This window comes from Arthrobacter sp. N1 (assembly GCF_048288285.1).
GTDB lineage: Bacteria > Actinomycetota > Actinomycetes > Actinomycetales > Micrococcaceae > Arthrobacter_D.
Window position 1 is genome coordinate 2,179,100 of sequence record NZ_CP102608.1, and the last position, 18,008, is coordinate 2,197,107.

The 18,008-nt window shown below is 71.1% G+C and carries 15 protein-coding genes and 1 tRNA gene; 7 read left to right on the forward strand and 9 right to left on the reverse strand.

The window, feature by feature from the left end:
• Positions 1 to 14: 14 nt before the first annotated feature.
• The 7 genes from NVV32_RS09930 to NVV32_RS09960 form a co-directional block, all read right to left on the reverse strand.
• Positions 15 to 1,382 carry a PfkB family carbohydrate kinase gene (locus NVV32_RS09930; RefSeq protein WP_055770479.1) on the reverse strand — a complete coding sequence of 456 codons (1,368 nt, stop codon included), beginning with the start codon at positions 1,380 to 1,382 and terminating at the stop codon, positions 15 to 17.
• Positions 1,379 to 1,948, reverse strand: coding sequence for a D-sedoheptulose-7-phosphate isomerase (locus NVV32_RS09935; protein ID WP_055770859.1), 570 nt, complete (start codon positions 1,946 to 1,948; stop codon positions 1,379 to 1,381). The genes NVV32_RS09930 and NVV32_RS09935 overlap by 4 nt, the downstream gene beginning before the upstream one ends.
• A gap of 140 nt (positions 1,949 to 2,088) precedes the next feature.
• Complete coding sequence (locus tag NVV32_RS09940) at positions 2,089 to 3,381, reverse strand: glycosyltransferase (protein WP_055770476.1); 1,293 nt, start codon at positions 3,379 to 3,381, stop codon at positions 2,089 to 2,091.
• The gene (locus tag NVV32_RS09945; protein WP_422390040.1) at positions 3,378 to 4,379 is read right to left on the reverse strand and encodes a glycosyltransferase; all 1,002 of its coding nucleotides are present in this window, start codon (positions 4,377 to 4,379) and stop codon (positions 3,378 to 3,380) included. The genes NVV32_RS09940 and NVV32_RS09945 overlap by 4 nt, the downstream gene beginning before the upstream one ends.
• Complete coding sequence (locus tag NVV32_RS09950) at positions 4,376 to 5,476, reverse strand: glycosyltransferase family 9 protein (RefSeq protein WP_422390041.1); 1,101 nt, start codon at positions 5,474 to 5,476, stop codon at positions 4,376 to 4,378. Before NVV32_RS09950 ends, NVV32_RS09945 begins: the two co-directional genes overlap by 4 nt.
• Positions 5,473 to 6,021 (reverse strand): D-glycero-alpha-D-manno-heptose-1,7-bisphosphate 7-phosphatase, encoded by a 549-nt coding sequence (locus NVV32_RS09955; RefSeq protein ID WP_422390042.1) that lies wholly within the window; start codon positions 6,019 to 6,021, stop codon positions 5,473 to 5,475. The genes NVV32_RS09950 and NVV32_RS09955 overlap by 4 nt, the downstream gene beginning before the upstream one ends.
• A gap of 6 nt (positions 6,022 to 6,027) precedes the next feature.
• Positions 6,028 to 6,204, reverse strand: coding sequence for a hypothetical protein (locus NVV32_RS09960; RefSeq protein WP_422390043.1), 177 nt, complete (start codon positions 6,202 to 6,204; stop codon positions 6,028 to 6,030).
• On the opposite strand from NVV32_RS09960, the gene NVV32_RS09965 reads away from it, so the two are divergent.
• Positions 6,203 to 7,219 carry a glycosyltransferase family 9 protein gene (locus NVV32_RS09965; RefSeq protein ID WP_082471441.1) on the forward strand — a complete coding sequence of 339 codons (1,017 nt, stop codon included), beginning with the start codon at positions 6,203 to 6,205 and terminating at the stop codon, positions 7,217 to 7,219. The two genes, NVV32_RS09960 and NVV32_RS09965, sit on opposite strands and share 2 nt — an antisense overlap.
• A gap of 68 nt (positions 7,220 to 7,287) precedes the next feature.
• On the opposite strand, the gene NVV32_RS09970 is transcribed toward NVV32_RS09965, so the two are convergent.
• The gene (locus tag NVV32_RS09970; protein WP_422390044.1) at positions 7,288 to 8,118 is read right to left on the reverse strand and encodes a sigma-70 family RNA polymerase sigma factor; all 831 of its coding nucleotides are present in this window, start codon (positions 8,116 to 8,118) and stop codon (positions 7,288 to 7,290) included.
• A 234-nt stretch (positions 8,119 to 8,352) separates the two neighbouring features.
• The gene (locus NVV32_RS09975) at positions 8,353 to 8,856 is read right to left on the reverse strand and encodes a MarR family winged helix-turn-helix transcriptional regulator (RefSeq protein ID WP_082471440.1); all 504 of its coding nucleotides are present in this window, start codon (positions 8,854 to 8,856) and stop codon (positions 8,353 to 8,355) included.
• A 164-nt stretch (positions 8,857 to 9,020) separates the two neighbouring features.
• Here NVV32_RS09975 and bcp point away from each other — a divergent pair, with 164 nt between their 5' ends.
• From bcp to NVV32_RS10005, 6 genes are all read left to right on the forward strand, one after another.
• Positions 9,021 to 9,494, forward strand: a complete 474-nt coding sequence (gene bcp / locus NVV32_RS09980) for a thioredoxin-dependent thiol peroxidase (RefSeq protein WP_055770462.1) — start codon at positions 9,021 to 9,023, stop codon at positions 9,492 to 9,494.
• Positions 9,495 to 9,577: 83 nt separating this feature from the next.
• Positions 9,578 to 9,659: transfer RNA gene (locus NVV32_RS09985), tRNA-Leu, on the forward strand.
• Positions 9,660 to 10,085: 426 nt separating this feature from the next.
• The gene (locus NVV32_RS09990) at positions 10,086 to 10,805 is read left to right on the forward strand and encodes a fasciclin domain-containing protein (protein WP_422390045.1); all 720 of its coding nucleotides are present in this window, start codon (positions 10,086 to 10,088) and stop codon (positions 10,803 to 10,805) included.
• A 239-nt stretch (positions 10,806 to 11,044) separates the two neighbouring features.
• The gene (locus NVV32_RS09995) at positions 11,045 to 12,775 is read left to right on the forward strand and encodes an ABC transporter substrate-binding protein (protein ID WP_235499018.1); all 1,731 of its coding nucleotides are present in this window, start codon (positions 11,045 to 11,047) and stop codon (positions 12,773 to 12,775) included.
• A gap of 128 nt (positions 12,776 to 12,903) precedes the next feature.
• The gene (locus NVV32_RS10000; protein WP_422392031.1) at positions 12,904 to 14,388 is read left to right on the forward strand and encodes a malate:quinone oxidoreductase; all 1,485 of its coding nucleotides are present in this window, start codon (positions 12,904 to 12,906) and stop codon (positions 14,386 to 14,388) included.
• A gap of 52 nt (positions 14,389 to 14,440) precedes the next feature.
• Entirely contained in the window at positions 14,441 to 17,944 is a 3,504-nt protein-coding gene (locus tag NVV32_RS10005) for an efflux RND transporter permease subunit (protein WP_055772866.1), read from the forward strand.
• Positions 17,945 to 18,008: the final 64 nt, after the last annotated feature.

The following is an 18,008-nucleotide window of genomic DNA, read 5'->3' on the forward strand; positions in this document are numbered from 1 at the left end:
GGATGTGCAGCTCGTCAGCCCACGCGTGCGAGCGCGGCTGCAAGTTTCGTGGTGGAGCGGGCCGGGATGTAGGGGACGGTGACCGTCCGTCCACCCCAGCTGCTCACGAGGGCGGCCTCCGGGAGGTCCTCGGCCGCGTAGTCGCCGCCCTTGACCCAGATGTCGGGCTGCAGGCGGGAGATGGCGTTCTCCGGCGTCGATTCGCCGAACACGAGCACGGCATCGACGCATTCGAGGGCGGACAGCAGTTCGGCGCGGTCCTCCTGTTTGATGATGGGCCGGTGCTCGCCTTTCAGTCCGCGGACCGACTCGTCGGAGTTCAGGCACACGATCAGGCAGTCGCCGAGCCGGCGGGCAGCCGCGAGCGTCCGGGCGTGGCCGGCGTGGAGGAGGTCGAAGCATCCGCCGGTCGCGACCACCGTGCCCCCCGCATCCCGCGTGCGCTGTGCGACGGTCAGGGCGTCCAGACCGTCCACGGGCAGCTGCCGGGGCGCGTCCTCCCGTGGCCCTCCCATCGCACCGACACCGCCGGCGGCGAGGAAGTGCGCGGCAGCTTCTGCCGCCTGCTGGGCAGCGGAGTCGGTCGTCATCCCCGCGGCGAGGCCGAGGGCGAGCGCCGACGCGAAACGGTCGCCGGCACCGCACGGATCGGTGGCGGTGACGCGCGGCGCGGGGACAACCTGGGGCAGGAGCCCCGACGCCGCGACGAGGGCACCGTGCTCGCCCATCGTCACGATGACGGCGCGGCTCCCCCAGTCCGCGAGCAGGGCTTCGGCGGCCGATGCCGCCCCCGTGGTGCCGGTACCCGCCACGCCGGCGAAGCGCAGTGCCTCCCCGAGGTTCGGCGTGACCGCGGCGACGCCCGGGACCGGACGGGCACCTGCGGGATGCGGATCCCACACCACCGGCGTGGAGGCCGTCAGGGCCTCCAGGCGGCCGCGGAGCTCCTCGTCGGCGAGCAGCCCGCGGCCGTAGTCGGCCGCGATGATGGCATCCGCGTCCGCCAGGGCCGCGAGCATGTCGGCGGTGCACCCGGGGACGGGCGGCGTGGCGCAGCCCTCGTCGAAGCGCACCACCGGCTGGCCCGAGGCCCGCACGCGGGTCTTCACCGGCGTGGGCGCCCCCGAGGGACCGGCGATCACGGTGATGCCCTCAAGCTCCGCGCGCAGCAGGCCGGCGGCGGCATCATCCCCGAGGACCGTCACCAGGACGGCCTCGTGGCCGTCGTCCTGCAGCATGCGCGCCACGAGCCCGGCACCACCGGCGCGGCGCCGGACCGCGTCGACGTCGACGACCGGCACCGGAGCGTCGGGTGACAGGCGGCCCGCTCCGCCGGACAGGTCCGTGTCGAGCAGCACGTCGCCGACCACCACGATCCTCATCGCTGCTCCTCCTGGCGACGGCGGCGGACCTCCGCGTCGAAGGCGCGGCAGATGGCGTGCAGCGCGATCAGATGGCCCTCCTGCGCGTTGGCGGACTGCGCCTCGACGGCGATGAAGTCGTCCACGCACTCGGTCAGCGGGTTGGGCCCCGCTCCCGTGAGCGCCCACGTGGTGATGCCCGCCTCGCGGGCTGCGGTGACGGCGCCGAGGAGGTTCGGGCTCTTGCCGCTGGTGCTGAGCAGCACCAGGATGTCGCCGCGACGGCCGTGGGCGCGCACCTGGCGTGCGAACAGCTGGTCGAAGCCGTAGTCGTTGGCGATCGCGGTGACCGCGGAGCTCTCGGCGTGCAGGGAGATGGCCGAGAAGGGCTCACGTTCCCCGTCGAACCGGCCCACCAGCTCCGCGGTGAGGTGCTGGGCCTCGGCGGCGGAGCCACCGTTGCCGGCGGCGAGGAGCCGCTGGCCCGCGATGAGCCGGGTCGCCATCTCGATGCCCCACCCGGCGAGGGTCCCCGCGTTCTGCGCGAGGGACTCGACCGCCGGGCTGACGGCGCGGAGGTGCTCCATGACGATCCGGCGCGCGTCCTGCTGGACGGCGTCCTGCGGACGACGCTCCTGGTCCCGGTGCGCCGGGGCGAGGGCTACCCCCTCCCGGGCCGGGGCGGCCGGTGCCGCACGAACGGTGGAGATGTCGGAAAGGTGCGTGGTCACAGTGCCCTGCCTCCTGTGCTCTCGAGTCGACGCGCGGCGCTCCGCCGCGCTGTTGCCGGTGCTGCGGGGACTGCCGCCCCGAGCGCCAGCTGGTAGGCCTTCTCCGTGTCGGCCGCGATGCGGCTCCAGGAGTAGCGTGCCCGGACGCGCCGGTGGCCGTTGTCCCCGAGTTCCCGCGCCCAGGTGGGATCGGCCAGCACCTCGGCGACGGCGACAGCGATCGCCGCTGGATCCTGGGGCGGGACATGCAGGCCGGTCTTGCCATCCACCACGGTGTCCACGAGCCCGCCGACGGCGGCCGCGACGACAGGGACCCCGCACGCCATGGCCTCGAGGGGGACGATCCCGAACGGCTCGTACCACGGGGCGCAGACGACGGCGTCGGCGCTGCGGAGGAGGGCGGGCATCTCGGCGCGGGAGACCTGGCCGCGGAGCACCACGCGGTCGGCGACGCCGAGCTCCGTGGCGAGCGCGACGAGCCGCTGCGCCTCCGGATCGTCCTCGAGGACGGACGTGTTGCCGCCCCCGCCGACGATCAGGAGTTCGACGTCGTCGCGTCCGGTGTCGGCGAGTTCACGGAGCGCCCGGATCACGAGGTCCATGCCCTTCCGCGGCACGAGGCGGCCCACGCTGACGATCCGGTGCGGCCGCTCCCGCTCCTCCACCGGTCCGTGGGGACCGAAGAGGTCGAGATCCACGCCGCAGGGCGCGATCGAGACGCGGTTCGCGGGCACGCCCATGGCCTTGAGCTCGAACACCTCGTCCGAGCAGGTGGCCACCACGCGGTCGGCGCTGCGCCCCACCATGGCCTCGAGCATGAGCCGCTCGGACGGGCTGGTGTCCTCGACGCCCTGGTGCCGCCGCTTGACGGTGCCGAGGGCGTGGAAGGTCTGGAGGACCTGGACGTCCCGGCCCACGCTGCGCGATTGGCGGGCGGCATCGAGCGCGGCGAGCCCGGACATCCAGAAGTGGCCGTGGACGATGTCCGCCGGCTCCTGTCCCCAGTCCCGGACGATCCCGTCGGCGAGTTCGCCCATGAAGGGCAGCAGCATGTCCTTGGGGACGTGGCGGGCGGGACCGGCGTCGATGTGGACGACCTCCAGCCGCGCGTCGGTCCGGACCCGGTCCGGGAGGGCGGGGTCGTCGCGGCGCGTGTACACGGTGACATCGTGACCGCGCCGGGCGAGTGCCAGGGACAGCTCGGCGACGTGGACGTTCTGTCCGCCGGCATCGACGCCCCCCAGTGCCGCGAGTGGACTTGCATGCTCAGACACCATCGATATCCTCACTGCGCTCTCCTTTCTGTAACCGCCAGGACGCGGTGCCGGGTGGGCTCCTGTCCCAGGACGTCGTCCCAATCGGCCAGGAACCGGGCGAGCCCGTAGCGTTCCAGAGCCGCGTCCCGTGCCACGAGTCCGCGTGCGCGGGCCTCGTCGGGGTCGTCGATGAGTTCGGCTGCCACGCGGACGAGGTCGTCGACGCGCGTGGAGACGGCCCCGGCCCCCGGCGGCACCGCGCGTGCCGCCTCCGTCGTCGCCAGGGCCAGGACCGGGAGGCCCACGTGCATGGCCTCGAGGAGCGAGAGACCGAGCGAGGTCCAGCGCAGGGGGTGCACGTAGGCCCTGGAGCGCCCGAGCCGCGCGTGCAGCTCGGCCGTCGGCAGGTCGCCGCCGATCCGCAGTTCGCCGGGCCCGAGGTCGAGGGAGTCGCCGAGCCCGTCGGTGCCCATGCCGAACACCTCGAGCGGTGCGATGCCCGCGAAACGGGGCAGCAGGTCGGTACCGGTGATGCGTCCGCGCCGGACCGGCTCGTTGATCACCGCGGCGAGCTGCTGCAGCTCCCCCGTGTAGAGGTAGCCCGGGTCCACGATGCCGTGCTCGATCACCGTGGTGGGCGCTCCCCCGTTGTCCCAGAAGATCTCGTTGAAGTGCGTCACGTGGATGATCGGGATCTCGTCCTGCCCGGCGAGGGGGTGGACGGTGCCCACGATGTCGCGGCGGGGCGTGTTGTGCTCGAGGAAGACGGCGGGAAGGTCGCGTCCCGGTGTCCTGCCGAGGAAGCGCTCGCACTCGGCGATCTCCTCGGGACGCTGCAGGACGACGACGTCGATGCCGGCGTCCGCGAGATCGGCGGGAGCCACCTCGATCACGGAGGACGGCCAGTCGCGGCCTGCCCGGCCGAGCCCCCAGGGACCGCCGTCGGGCGTCGTGGGCAGCACGTAGGTGTGCTCGCCCCGCACGAAGGCGTCGGTCCATCCGCCGTGGACATGCCATACCAGGATCCTCATCGGTTTCCCCTCGTTTTGCGGCCGTCGGTGCGGCCGATGCTGCGGCGCGAGCCGAGTGACGATATTCCGGACCCGAGACGCAGGACAGCGTCCACCACGTCCTCCGGCGAGACGTCGGACAGGCACGGGTGTCCCTGGACGGGGCAGATGCGGGCGCGGCTGAGCGCGCAGGCCGCGTCCTGGTCGCCCAGCAGTTCCACCGGCACCCGGTAGGGCGCCCACCGGACCGCCGGGACCACGGGTGAGAACAGGCAGACGACGGGCGTGCCCACTGCTGCTGCCAGGTGGGCCGGGCCGGTGTTCCCCGTGATCACTACGGTCGCTCCGGCGAGGACCGCACCGAGGACCGGCAGGTCGGTCCGGCCGCCGAGGTCCAGGGCCTCCGGTCCTGCGACCGTCGAGGTGAGCTCTGTCTCGTCGGGGCCGCCGGTGACGACCACCCGGAAACCGGCGGCCGTCAGGAGTTCGACGGCGGCCGCGTGGTGCAGCGGCGGCCAGGCCCGGGCGGGCACGGACGCGCCGGGATGGACGACCACGTACGGCCCCCGCCCGACGAGCTCGGCGGCGTCGGCGAGGTGGGTGACCCGGAGGCGGCCGTCGTCGCCCGGGGGCAGTGCGTACCCCGCCGCCTCGGCGATGCCGAGCGCACGCTCGGCCTCCGGCTGGTCCTCCGGGAAGTCCTCGCCCGGCTTCAGCCGTACATCGAGCAGGGAGCCGGCGTAGTCGACGGATGCACCGGCGATCCTCCGAACCCCTGCGAGGCGAAGCAGCAGGGCGAGCGGCAGCGGCGACTGGTGGAACGAGGTGAGGATCACGGCCTCGTCCACGTCCGCCGCCACCACGGCGTCGTGCAGGTCCTGCACGAGCTCCGGCGTGGGCTCGGGTGCGGGATCGATGATCCACGGCGCACGCCAGACGACGACGTCGACGACACCCGGCAGCAGGCGTGCCGCCGCCGCCCCCTGCGGTCCGCAGAGCATGACGACGTCGTTGGGCGAGTCCCCGTGGTCACCGGCAGCGATGGCCCGGACGGCGGGGCCGGCGAGCAGCACGTCCCCGGCGCTGTCCAGGCGTGCCACCAGCACCGTGCGCCTCATGTGGTGCCCGCCCAGAGGAGGTCCACGGCTCCGGCGAGCGTCCCGGCCACCGCGGGGGCGTCACGGACCTCGTCCTGCAGCGTGATGTCCGTCGGCACCAGGACCCCGCGGGCTCCCGCAGCGGCTGCCGCACCCATGTCCGCCCCGATGTCACCGATCAGGGCCACCTCGCCGGGCTCGAGCCCGAGGCGCGCGGTCGCCGAGAGCACCATGCCGGGCTCGGGCTTGCGGCAGGCACAGCCGTCCCCGCTGCCGTGTGGACAGACCTCCCAGACGTCGAATGGTCCGAGCAGTTCCTCGACGCGGGCGTTGACGGCGTCGACCTGCCCGCGTGTGACGAGGCCTCGGGCTATGCCCGACTGGTTCGTGACGACGCCGACGGGGATGCCGCGCGAGCGCAGGCCGTCGAGGACCTCCTTGGCGCCGGCCATGGGCCGGACCAGGGACGGATCACCGTTGTAGGGGACGTCCACGACGATCGTCCCGTCGCGGTCGAACAGGACGGCGCTGGGGGCGGTCCGTGGTCGCTCGGCCGAAGTATGCATACAGGCTTAGTTCCCGGGAAGCAGCAGGACTAAACACTTCTCGCCGAACTTCTTCTCCTCCTCCTGCTTCTCCTTCCGTCTGCCGCTGCTCCACCGGGTGGTACCTCCGCCGCTGCCCGTGGGGCTGCGGCGGCGACGGGTCCGGCCGGGCCTGTCCGCTTCCTCTGGCAGGATGATCCGCATGACTTCCGAGGGCTCCAGCACCGCCGGCGCGCAGCAGCCGATCCCCCACGTACGTCCAGGGGCTGCGTCCCCTTCGACGCCGGCGCCGGACGGCCGGCCGGAGATCCTCGCGCTGCGTGCGCTGAAGCTGGGCGACCTCCTGGTCGCCGTGCCCGCCCTCAAGGGCCTCCGGCGGGCCTTCCCCGAGCACCGCATCCTCTACGCGGCCCAGGAGTGGCTCCGGCCCGTCGTCGGACTGACGGATGCGATCGACGACCTCCTGCCCACCCACGGGCTGGACGATCCGCTGCCCATCGAGTACGGGCGGATCGACCTCGCGGTCAACCTGCACGGCAACGGCGAGGAGAGCCGCGCGCGCCTGGAGGAGATCGGTGCGCAGCGCCGCATGGGTCACCGCTCACCCGGCTGGGAGGGTCCGGAGTGGGAGGACGGCGTGCTGGAGCGGGAGCGGTGGGCGCGCCTCGTCAGCTGGCACGGCGTACCCGCCGACCCCCTGGACTGCAGGCTGCGCGTGCCCGACGGCGACAGCCCCGCGCCCGACGCCGTGGTCGTCCACGTGGGTGCGGCGTACGGAAGCCGCCTGTGGCCCGTCGAACGGTTCGCGGCGGTGGCCCGCGCCCTGGCGGCGTCGGGCCACCGGGTGGTCTTCACCGGCAGCGGGAAGGAGCGGCCCCGGGCACTCGCCGTGGCCGACGCCGCGGGACTGCCCGAGGACACGGTCGCGGCCGGGAACCTCCCCCTCGACAGGTTCGCCCGCCTCGTCGCGGGCGCATCCCTCGTCATCTCGGCGGACACCGGTGCCGCGCATCTCGCCTCGGCGTACGCGAGGCCTTCCGTGGTGCTCTTCGGGCCGGCGCCGGCCTCGGAGTGGGGACCACCCCCCGGTCCGCACACGGTCCTGACCGACGAGTCGCTGCGCGTCGGGGAGACGTTCTCGCCCACACCCGACCCCGCTCTGATGGCGGTGACCGCCGACCAGGTCCTGGCGGCGGCAGCGGCGCACGGCATCTCCTAGCCGGACGGCCCGGGATCCGGGCGGCCGCCCGGGGAGTCGGTTGCAGACCGGCGGACGATGCTGCGGACTCAGGCGATATTCGTCCGCACACCGCGCGCGTGCTCGGGGGCAGGTGCACCCAGCAGGCGCTTCTGCAGCTTCACGAGGATACGGGCGAGCATCCGGGAGACCTGCATCTGCGACATCCCCAGTTCGTCGCCGATGACCTGCTGCGTCTGCTCCATGAAATAGCGCCGGTAGAGCATCTCCTTCTCGCTGCCGTCGAGCTCGTTGACGGCTCCACGCAGGGAGATCATGTCATCGCTGCGGTCCATGCCGTTGGAGTCGGTGGCGAGCGTGTCAGCCCAGCTCCGGCCCTCGAACGGAGCGTCGAGGGAATCGGGGCGGAGGCTGGAGTGGGAGGCCTGCGCCTCGAGGACCTTGTGCTCCGGCCAGCCGAGCTCGACCCCGAGTTCGCGTGCCGTCGCCTCGCGGCCCAGCCGCTGCGCCATGGCGGGCGCCGTCCGCGCGATCTCCGTGCGGAGGTCCTGGACCTCCCGCGGAGGCCGGATGACCCAGCAGGAATCACGGAGGTAGCGCTTGATCTCACCCGCGATCGTGGGGATGGCGAAGGAGGCGAACGGGACGCCGCGCCCCGGATTGAAGCGCTGCACGGCCTTGATCAGGCCGAGGTAGGCGACCTGCCGGATATCGGAGGCCTCGGGGCCCGTCACCGCGAAGGAGCGGGCCACGGATTCCGCGAGATCCATGTGCCGCAGCGCGATGTCGTCCTGCAGAGCCGCTTTGAGGGGTTGTTCCGTGGCGCTGCAGCCGCCCGGCCGGACGCCGACGTCGCGCGTCCCTGCGGGCGGGCGCAGGGGGCCTCCATCGGTCGGCCTGGACGTGGCGGTACTCTGCATGCTGATCTCCGTCGGGCGGTGGACACGTACGTCCCCAACAAAACATCAGCCTGCTTAGTACGCAACCACCTTCTCCTCCTCGATCCTTTTCCTCGGAGGTCTTTCCTTGCCTGCTTCTGTCAGGTATACCGTCGGCGTCGCAACGCGGGCTCCTGGCGCACGAAAAACCCCCTGCCGGACCGGCAGGGGGTGGGTGAGCAGGGGGTGCGGAGCTCTCAGCCGCTCAGGCGCAGGTCAGCTGTGGACCGTAGCGGCCGGATCGGTGGCGTCCGGTGTCCCGATGGATGCGCCTGCGGGAGCGGCCGTGGCCGCCCAGTTCCACCGCGGAGCGCCCAGCTCCCGGATGACGACCTGCAGGTGGGCCCTCAGCTCGTCCGAGACCAGCCCGCCCCCCGCCACGAGGGTGCGTTCGATGTCGTCCGCGGCATCCAGGACCTGCCTGCCTGCGGGAGAGATGGAGACGAGGTGCGATCGGCGGTCGAGATCGTTCCGGACACGGGTGACGTGTCCCCGCGACTCGAGCCTGGACAGGGTCTTCCCCATGGTCTGCGCCTGCACCCGGACGATCTGCGCCAGGCTCGCCTGCGTCATGGCCCCCTGATCGGCCAGGACACCGAGCGCGATCACACCCGCGTGCGTCACCCCGATGTCCACGAGACGCTCGTTCCATGCGTGCTCGACGAGACGCGCCGCCGTCGTCAGCAGTCGACCGGTGGGCCATTGCTCCAGATCGGGCATAGAACAGTGCACTTCCTCTCGCTTGCGCAACCGGCAGCCGCCGTCGGCGTCGGATCTTCCACCTATGATAGCTAGGCTGGCTAGTGAACCATCGCCGGCCGGCCGAACAGGGCCTGCTCCCGCAGGGATCCGCCCGGCCACCCGACCGATCCTCAGGAGTATGCATGTCGCAACGACTCGCCACCGGTGATAGTGCCCCCGACTTCACGCTCAGCGACGCCGCGGGCACCAGCGTCACGCTGTCCTCCCTGCGGGGGCGGAAGGTCGTCGTCTACTTCTACCCCGCGGCGGCGACCCCGGGCTGTACCACCGAAGCGTGCGACTTCCGCGACAACCTCGCCTCCCTCGACGCAGCCGGCTACTCCGTCCTCGGCATCTCACCGGACCCCGTCGGCAAGCTCGCCTCCTTCGTCGAGAAGGAAGCCCTGACGTTCCCCCTCCTCTCCGACGAGGACCACGGCGTCGCCGAGGCCTACGGCGCCTGGGGCGAGAAGAAGAACTACGGCAAGACCTACGAGGGCCTCATCCGGTCCACCGTCGTCGTCGACGAGGCCGGCGACGTCGCGCTGGCCCAGTACAACGTGCGCGCCACGGGTCACGTCGCGAAGCTGCGTCGTGACCTCGGCATCGACCAGTAGCACCCGCCGCCGCCGCCGGTCCGCGTCCGGATCCGGCCCGGTAGAGTAGGGCGACGACGAAGCCCCCGCGCGGGGACGTCGGCGCGCGAGTGGCGGAATTGGCAGACGCGCTGGATTTAGGTTCCAGTGTCTTCGGACGTAGGGGTTCAAGTCCCCTCTTGCGCACGGTGAAGGCCCCTGACGGAGGACTCCGTCGGGGGCCTTCGTGGTCTACGCCGGCCTCTTTTCCGCACGGTCGTGACCGCGGGGTGAAGCGCGCTGGAGACCGCACGCCGGTGACACTCCGGCGGCCGCCGCCCCCAGTCCCATCCGTACCTCCTGCACCACCCCGTCATCCCGCCCAGGGCGGCCGCCGCGACCCTGTCCGGACCACGGTCGGGCGTGCGCCCCACGCGTGCTGCGACATCGCCGCAGGTCACGGGCAGGTAACAACCAGCGGGCGGATCAGGCCCGCCGAGATTTTCTTTGGTGATCCCACCCATCCACCCTCCGAGGGCGCCCGAAGTACCTCCGAGACATCGACACGATGTGTTTCACCCAATACCCCAGACCGCAGGCACCCGCCGGGTCATATCTATGGAGGAAATTCTCATGGGAATCACCAAGCGCAGGAACCTCTCGATCCTCGGGATCGCAGCAGTCTCGATGTTCGGTCTCGCAGCCTGTGGCGGCGGCGACGACGCAGCGTCGGAGTCCGCTCCGAGCAGCGAGGCCACCATGGCCAGCGAAGCCCCCATGGAGAGCGAGTCGCCGTCGGCAGAGGCCAGCATGGCCCCCTCCGCCTCGGCCGACGCCATGATGGACCCCGCCGCGAACCTCGTCGGCCCCGGCTGCGCCGGCTACGCCGAGCAGGTCCCCTCCGGCGACGGCTCCGTCGAAGGCATGTCCCTGCTCCCCGTCGCCAACGCCGCAGGCGCCAACCCCATCCTCACCCAGCTCACCGCAGCCGTCTCCGGCGGCATCAACCCCGACGTCAACCTCGTCGACACCCTTAACGGCGACGAATTCACCGTCTTCGCACCCGTCGACGACGCCTTCGCAGCCCTCCCCGCCGAGACCGTCGAAGGCCTCAAGACCGACACCGAGGGCCTCACCAGCATCCTCACCTACCACGTCGTCCCCGGCAAGATCCAGCCCACCGAGCTCGAAGGCACCACCCAGACCACCGTCCAGGGCGCCGACCTCGAGATCACCGGATCCGGCCAGGAACTGAAGGTCAACGACGCCAACGTCATCTGCGGCGGCGTCCAGACCGCCAACGCCGTCGTCTACCTCATCGACGCCGTCCTCACGCCCCCCGCCGCCGGCTAAGGACGCGCACTGCCTCCCTGGTGCAAACCTCTAACGTGTTCCAGGGACAACGGACGGACCTCCTCACTTCCGGTGAGGGGGTCCGTTCTTCACTGCGGCGGGGCAGCCCGACGGGAAGCGGCGGAATCCGGCCTCCCCGTTCCCCTGCACGGCGCGGACAGGAGCATCACCTAGACTGAGGGCTCCCGACCGCCGCGTCCCCAGGACCGGGTCACCCCTGCCTTCCGGAGAGCCTGCTCGTGAACAACGCCGCCGCGTGCCCCCGCCAGCCGCGGGCCAGCCGCGCACCGGTGATCCGCATCCTGCGCGGCGCCGTCGTCGTCGCCTCCGTCGCGTCGCTCGTGGCCTGCACGTCCGGCGAGGTCGTACCGCCCGAGCCCGTTCCCGCCACGAGCGCTGCGGCCGTCGATGCCTCCACCTTCACCTTCGGGAGCGCCGCCGATCCTCGGACCCTCGATCCGGCCCTCGCCAACGACACCGAGTCCTACCGCGTCACCCGGCAGATCCTCCAGGGCCTCGTGGGCATCGATCCCCTCACGTCCGAACCGACGGAGCTGCTGGCGGAGTCGTGGGAGGAGCAGGACAGCGGGCGCTCCTACGAGTTCACGCTCCGGGACGACGTCGTCTTCCATGACGGCCGCCCCCTGGACGCCGCAGCTGTCTGTGCCAACTTCGACCGCTGGTACACCCTCCCCGCCTCGGCCCGGACCGGTGCCGGGCGGCTGCCCTTCGAGCACGTGTTCAAGGGCTACTCGGACCAGCCCGAGATCAGCCTCTACAAGGGCTGCACCGCGACGACGCCGTCGACCGTGGATCTGCAGCTCACCAGCCGGATCACGGGACTGATCGCCGCTCTGGCCGCCCCGGCCTTCGCCATCTCCTCACCGGCCGCGCTCGACGCAGGGTCCGCCGACGACCTGACGGAGCCCGTCGACGGCTCGCTGATCTCCCGGTACGGACGCGCACCCGTGGGCACCGGGCCCTTCCGGTTCGTCTCCTGGGAGCCGGGCGAGGTGGACCTGGTGTCCTTCGAGGACTACTGGGGCGAGCGTGGCGAGGTGGACCGCGTCCTCTTCACCACCATCTCCAACCCCGACTCCCGTGCCCGCGCCCTGACCGCCGGCCGGATCGACGGCTACGACTTCGTGTCCGTGGACAGCGCCGTCGACCTCGCCCGCAACGGTCAGCAGTTCCTCCAGCGCGACCCCTACTCGGTGCTGTACCTCGGCCTCAACCAGGGCTTCCCGGGTGTCGACGACGTCCTGTTCCGGCAGGCCGTGGCCCACGCGATCGACAAGGACGCCCTCATCGACGGCCGGTTCCTCAGCGGCACCAAGTCGGCGCGGCAGTTCGTCCCGGAGAAGCTCGGGGTGAGCGGGGAGGGGGTCGAGGACTACGGCTACGACGTCGACCTCGCCAAGGACCTCCTCGACCGGTCGGGCTACGACGGCCGCCCCCTGCCCTTCTACTACCCGCGCAACGTCTCCAGGGCGTACCTCCCCTCCCCCGAGAAGGCCTACGCGGAGCTGAGCCGCCAGCTGACCGAGGCCGGCTTCACCATCAAGCCCGTGCCGATCGACTGGAGCGAGGGCTACATCGAAGCGGTGCAGCAAACGGGTGACCGGGCGTTCCATCTCCTGGGGTGGAGCGGCAGCTACGAGGACCCGGACAACTTCGTGGGTGCCCTGTTCGGCTCCTACACCGAGGAGTTCGGGTACGAGGACCCCCAGCTGTTCAGCAAGATCAACCGCGCCCGCGGTCTGCCCGAGGGCGAGGACAGGTCCGAGGCGTACGCGGACATCAGCGCCCAGATCTCCACCCGCATCCCGGCCGTCCCGCTCGCCTTCCCGATCTCCGCTCTCGCCATGAGTCCCCGCGTGAGCAGCTACCCCGTCAGCCCGGTGATGAACGAGGTGTTCAACCGGATCGACCTCGCCGATGTCGAGCCCCGGCCCGAGCCGTCGGAGTGACAGCGCGCGGCGTCGCCGCGGCTGCTGCGGGTACCCCTGCCGGGGCCCCGCCGGATTTAGATAAGGTCACTGCCAGACGCTAGGCTTTCCCTGCTACGACCTCGCGACTGGAGACCACGTTGACCACCATGAATCAGGGCACGCCCGCCAAGACCACAGACGTCGTCCTGATCGGTGGCGGCATCATGAGCGCCACGCTCGGCGCGTTCCTCCGCCAGCTCCAGCCCGACTGGGACGTCTCGCTCTTCGAGAGGCTCGACGTCGCCGGACTGGAGAGTTCCGACCCGTGGAACAACGCCGGCACAGGCCACTCCGCGCTGTGCGAGCTCAACTACTCGCCGGCCGGTAAGGACGGGTCGGTGGACCCGGCGAAGGCCATCGCCATCAACGAGCAGTTCCAGACGTCCCGCCAGTTCTGGTCCCACATGGTCACCGAGGGGCACATCGGAGATCCCCGCAGCTTCGTCAATGCGGTCCCCCACATGAGTTTCGTCTGGGGCCAGGCCAACGCCGAGTACCTCCGGAAGCGGTACGAGGCCCTGAGCCCGCAGCCCCTGTTCGACACCATGGAGTTCAGCGAGGACCACGCGACCATTGCGGGCTGGACCCCGCTCATCATGAAGGGCCGCAATCCTTCCCAGCCGGTCGCAGCCTCCCGTGTCGCCGGAGGCACGGACGTCGATTTCGGCTCCCTGACCCGTCAGCTCAACGCCTACCTCGAGGGCACGGGTGTGGGGCTCCACTACGGCTTCGACGTGCTCGACGTCGCGCGGGCATCCGACGGCCGGTGGGACGTGAAGGTCAAGAACCGGGCGACGGGCGAGGCGACCACCGTCACCTCCAAATTCGTGTTCATCGGTGCGGGTGGCGGGTCCCTCCACCTCCTGCAGCGGACCGGCATCCCCGAGGGGCGCGGATTCGCCGGATTCCCCGTGTCCGGCCAGTTCCTGCGCTGCACCGACCCGACGCTGGTGGACCAGCACAACGCGAAGGTGTACGGCCAGGCGTCCGTCGGGGCCCCGCCCATGTCGGTCCCCCATCTCGACACGCGGTATGTCAAGGGCGAGCGCTCCCTGCTCTTCGGTCCCTACGCCGGGTTCTCCACCAAGTTCCTCAAGCGGGGTTCCTATCTCGACCTCCCGACGTCCATCCGTCCGTCGAACCTCGTGCCCATGCTGGCCGTGGCCAAGGACAACATGTCGCTCACGAAGTACCTCGTGACCGAGGTCCTCAAGAACCGTGACGCGAAGAACGAGGCGCTCAACGACTTCCTCCCGTCGGCCGACGGCGGCGACTGGGAACTCATCTCCGCCGGACAGCGTGTACAGGTCATCAAGAAGGCTCCGAAGAAGGGCGGCGTGCTGCAGTTCGGCACCGAGGTCATCACCTCCTCTGACGGCTCCATCGGTGCACTGCTCGGGGCCTCGCCCGGAGCCTCCACCGCCGCGCCGATCATGGTGGAACTCCTCAAGCGGTGCTTCCCGGTCAAGATGTCCGACTGGGAGCCGAAGCTCAAGGAGATGCTGCCGGGCTACGGCGTCAAACTGAACGAGAATCCGTCGCTCGCCGCCGAGATCCAGACGCTCACCGACAGGGCCCTCAAGCTCGTCTAACCACGGCGGAGCCAGCCAGCCGGGCGGCCGTCAGCACCCGAAGGCAGGTTCCGTGTTCCGTCTCGCCCATCTCTCCCTCGGCAACCGTGCGCTCATCGCGCTCATCACCATCCTCGCGTCCGTCTTCGGCGTCATCACCCTCGGCTCGCTCCGGCAGGAGCTCATCCCGTCGCTCGAGTTCCCGCAGATCACCGTCCTCTCGACGGTCCCCGGCGCCTCGCCGGAGTACCTCGACCAGCAGGTGAGCGAGCCGCTCGAAGCGGCGCTGAGTGGTGTCGAGGGCCTGGAATCGTCGGCGAGCACGTCCCGCTCCGGGGTCTCCACCGTCAGCCTCGTCTTCGTCTACGGGACGGACCTCGATCGGGCGAGGGCCCAGGTGGACCGCGCCATCTCCACCGTGCGTCCCCTGCTCCCCGAGGACGTGGAGCCACAGGCGCTGGCCGGGAGCATCAGCGACCTGCCCATCGTGTTCATGGCCGTCTCGTCCGACCAGTCCCTGAGCGAACTCAACGGCGACCTCGAGCGGCTCACGGTTCCTCGGCTGCAGAAGATCGACGGCGTCCGCACGGCGGACATCTCGGGGGGGACCAGCCAGCACGTCGCCCTCCTCCCCCGTGACGGTGCCCTCGAGGCGGCGGGCCTGACCGTCGGCGACCTCGCCGCCACGCTCGAGGACAACGGCGCCCTGTTCCCGGTCGGCACCCTCGACGAGGATCAGCGCTCGCTGACCATCCAGGCCGGCAGCCAGATCGGTTCGCTCGAGGACCTGAGGGCGTTGCCCGTCCTGCCCGCGGGCTCGTCGGAGCCCGCCGCCTCCTCCGGTCCGACCGGTTCGTCGGCTGCGCCGGGTGGCTCCGGCCTTCCCGGGGGCTCGGAGCAACCCGCTGCCCCGGGCGGGCCGGACACCGGAACGGACGCACCATCCGGCGCCCCGGCGCAGCAACCGGCCGCGCCATCGACGCCGGCCGCCGCCCCGGGTCCCGCGGTGACGATCGGCGAGGTGGCCGACGTCGACCTCGCCGATGACGCGGCCACGTCCGTCACCCGCACCAACGGGGTGGAGACGCTCGCCCTCACCGTGACGAAGGTGCCGGACGGCGACACCGTGGAGATCTCGCACCAGATCGTCGCGCTGGTCCCCGAGCTGGAAGCGGAACTCGGCAACGCGGCCGACATCACGGTGGTCTTCGACCAGGCGCCCTTCATCGAACGCAGCATCGACGATCTCACGACCGAGGGCCTCCTGGGCCTCGGTTTCGCGGTGCTGATCATCCTCGTGTTCCTGCTGTCCGTGCGCTCCACGCTGGTGACGGCCATCTCCATCCCCCTGTCGCTGCTCGTGACCTTCATCGGGCTGTACGCAGCCGGATACTCGCTGAACCTGCTCACGCTCGGGGCGCTCACCATCGCCATCGGTCGGGTGGTCGACGACTCGATCGTCGTCATCGAGAACATCAAGCGGCATCTCGGCTACGGCGAGGAGAAGCGCGACGCCATCCTGACCGCCGTCCGCGAGGTCGCCGGGGCGATCACCGCCTCGACCCTCACCACGGTCGCGGTCTTCGCCCCGATCGGCTTCGTCGGCGGCCTCGCCGGCGAGCTCTTCCGGCCCTTCGCCGTCACCACGGGGATCGCGCTCCTCGCATCGCTCGCCGTGTCCCTGACGATCATCCCCGTCCTGGCCTACTGGTTCCTGCCGAGGAGGACGGCGTCGTCCGGTACGGCACGCAGCACGACGGCCGGACCGGAGGAGCCGGTATCGTCGGTCGCCGCGCCTGCGGCATCAACCGCCGACGACCGAACGACCACCCCGACCGGGACCCTGCCTGCGCTGAGCCCCGCGGACGGTGCGGTCCGCACCAGCGCCCCTGATCCGGACCGCCGTGGCGCCCGCCATGTCGCCGTCAACGAGGCCGACACCGTCGATCCGGTCGACAGGGTCGACAGGGTCGAGACGGTCGCTACGACTCCGCAGCGCGACCGTCCGTCCCTCCTGCAGCGGGCCTACCTGCCCATCCTGACGGGGACCCAGCGTCACCCGGTCATCACCCTCGTCAGCGGGCTGATCGTCCTCGGGGCGACCGCGGCGATGGTCCCGTTCCTCCCCACCAACCTCCTGGGCGGCTCGGGCCAGAACAGCTTCTCCATCACGCAGACGCTCGCTCCCGGCTCCAGTCTCGCCACCACCACCGAGGCAGCCGGCCGCACCGAGGAAGCCCTCGCCGACACCGCCGGGATCAGGGATGTACAGCTCACGGTCGGGAATGCCGAAGGCTCCTTCGCGGCACAGTTCTCCGGCGGTGCATCGGTGGCGACCTTCACCGTCATCACGGACGAGGACGCCGATCAGGAAGCCCTGCAGGAAGCGGTGCGCGAGGAACTCGAGGGCCTGCAGGACGCCGGGAGCTTCTCGCTCTCCAGCCAGCAGGGCGGTTTCGGGACGTCGAGCACCATCGACATCGACATCACGGCTCCGGTCAGCGAGGACCTCGAGGCGGCCAACACCGCCGTGCTGGACGGCATGCAGGGGCTCGACGGCGCCGGCGAGGTGAGCAGCAACCTGTCTGCAACGCAGCCCCAGGTCCAGGTGGACGTCGACCGGGCCGCCGCCGTCGAAGCAGGCCTGACGGAGGGCCAGATCGCCGGTCTCCTCGGCGGCAGCATCAGTCCCGTCCCGGCCGGGACCGTCCGCTTCGGTGCGGACGACTTCCCGGTGCTGATCGGGGAGGGGACCGCGATCACCAGCCTCGAGCAGCTGCGGACGCTCCAGGTCCCGACCGCGCAGGGCGCCGTCCCGTTGACGGACGTCGCGTCCGTCGAGGAGGTGCAGGTGCCGCTGTCGGTCACCAGTTCCAACGGGGAGCGCACCGCCCGTATCTCCATCACACCGTCGGACGACGACCTCGGGACCCTCTCCGGGACGGTGTCCGAGCGCCTCGCGGGTATCGAGCTGCCGTCCGGCGCCTCGGCGACGGTGGGTGGAGCGTCCACCCAGCAGGTCGAGTCCTTCGACCAGCTGTTCCTTGCACTGTGGGCCGCCGTCGCGATCGTCTACGTGATCATGGTGGCCACCTTCAAGAGCCTGGTCCAGCCCCTGATCCTGCTCGTGTCGATCCCCTTCGCCGCGACCGGGGCGATCGCCCTGCTGCTGATCACCCGGATCCCCCTGGGGCTCCCGTCCCTGATCGGCATGCTCATGCTCGTCGGCATCGTGGTGACCAACGCGATCGTCCTGATCGACCTCATCAACCAGTACCGGCTCCCGCGCAACGGCTCCCCCGGGCTCCGCGTCGCCGACGCGATCCGCGAGGGAGCCCGCCAGCGGCTCCGCCCCATCCTGATGACGGCCCTCGCCACCATCTTCGCGCTGACACCGATGGCGCTCGGCCTCACCGGGCAGGGCGGTTTCATCTCGCAGCCACTCGCCGTCGTCGTCATCGGTGGGCTGGTCTCCTCCACGGCGCTGACGCTGGTGCTCGTGCCCGTCCTCTACCGACTCGTCGAGGGGCGGCGCGAGGAGCGCGCCCTCCGGCGAGCCGCGAGCGTTCCCGCCTGACCGGGAGACCGGATGCCGGACGGCGCCTATACTAGATGCATATGTATCTAGTTGCCGTCGGAAC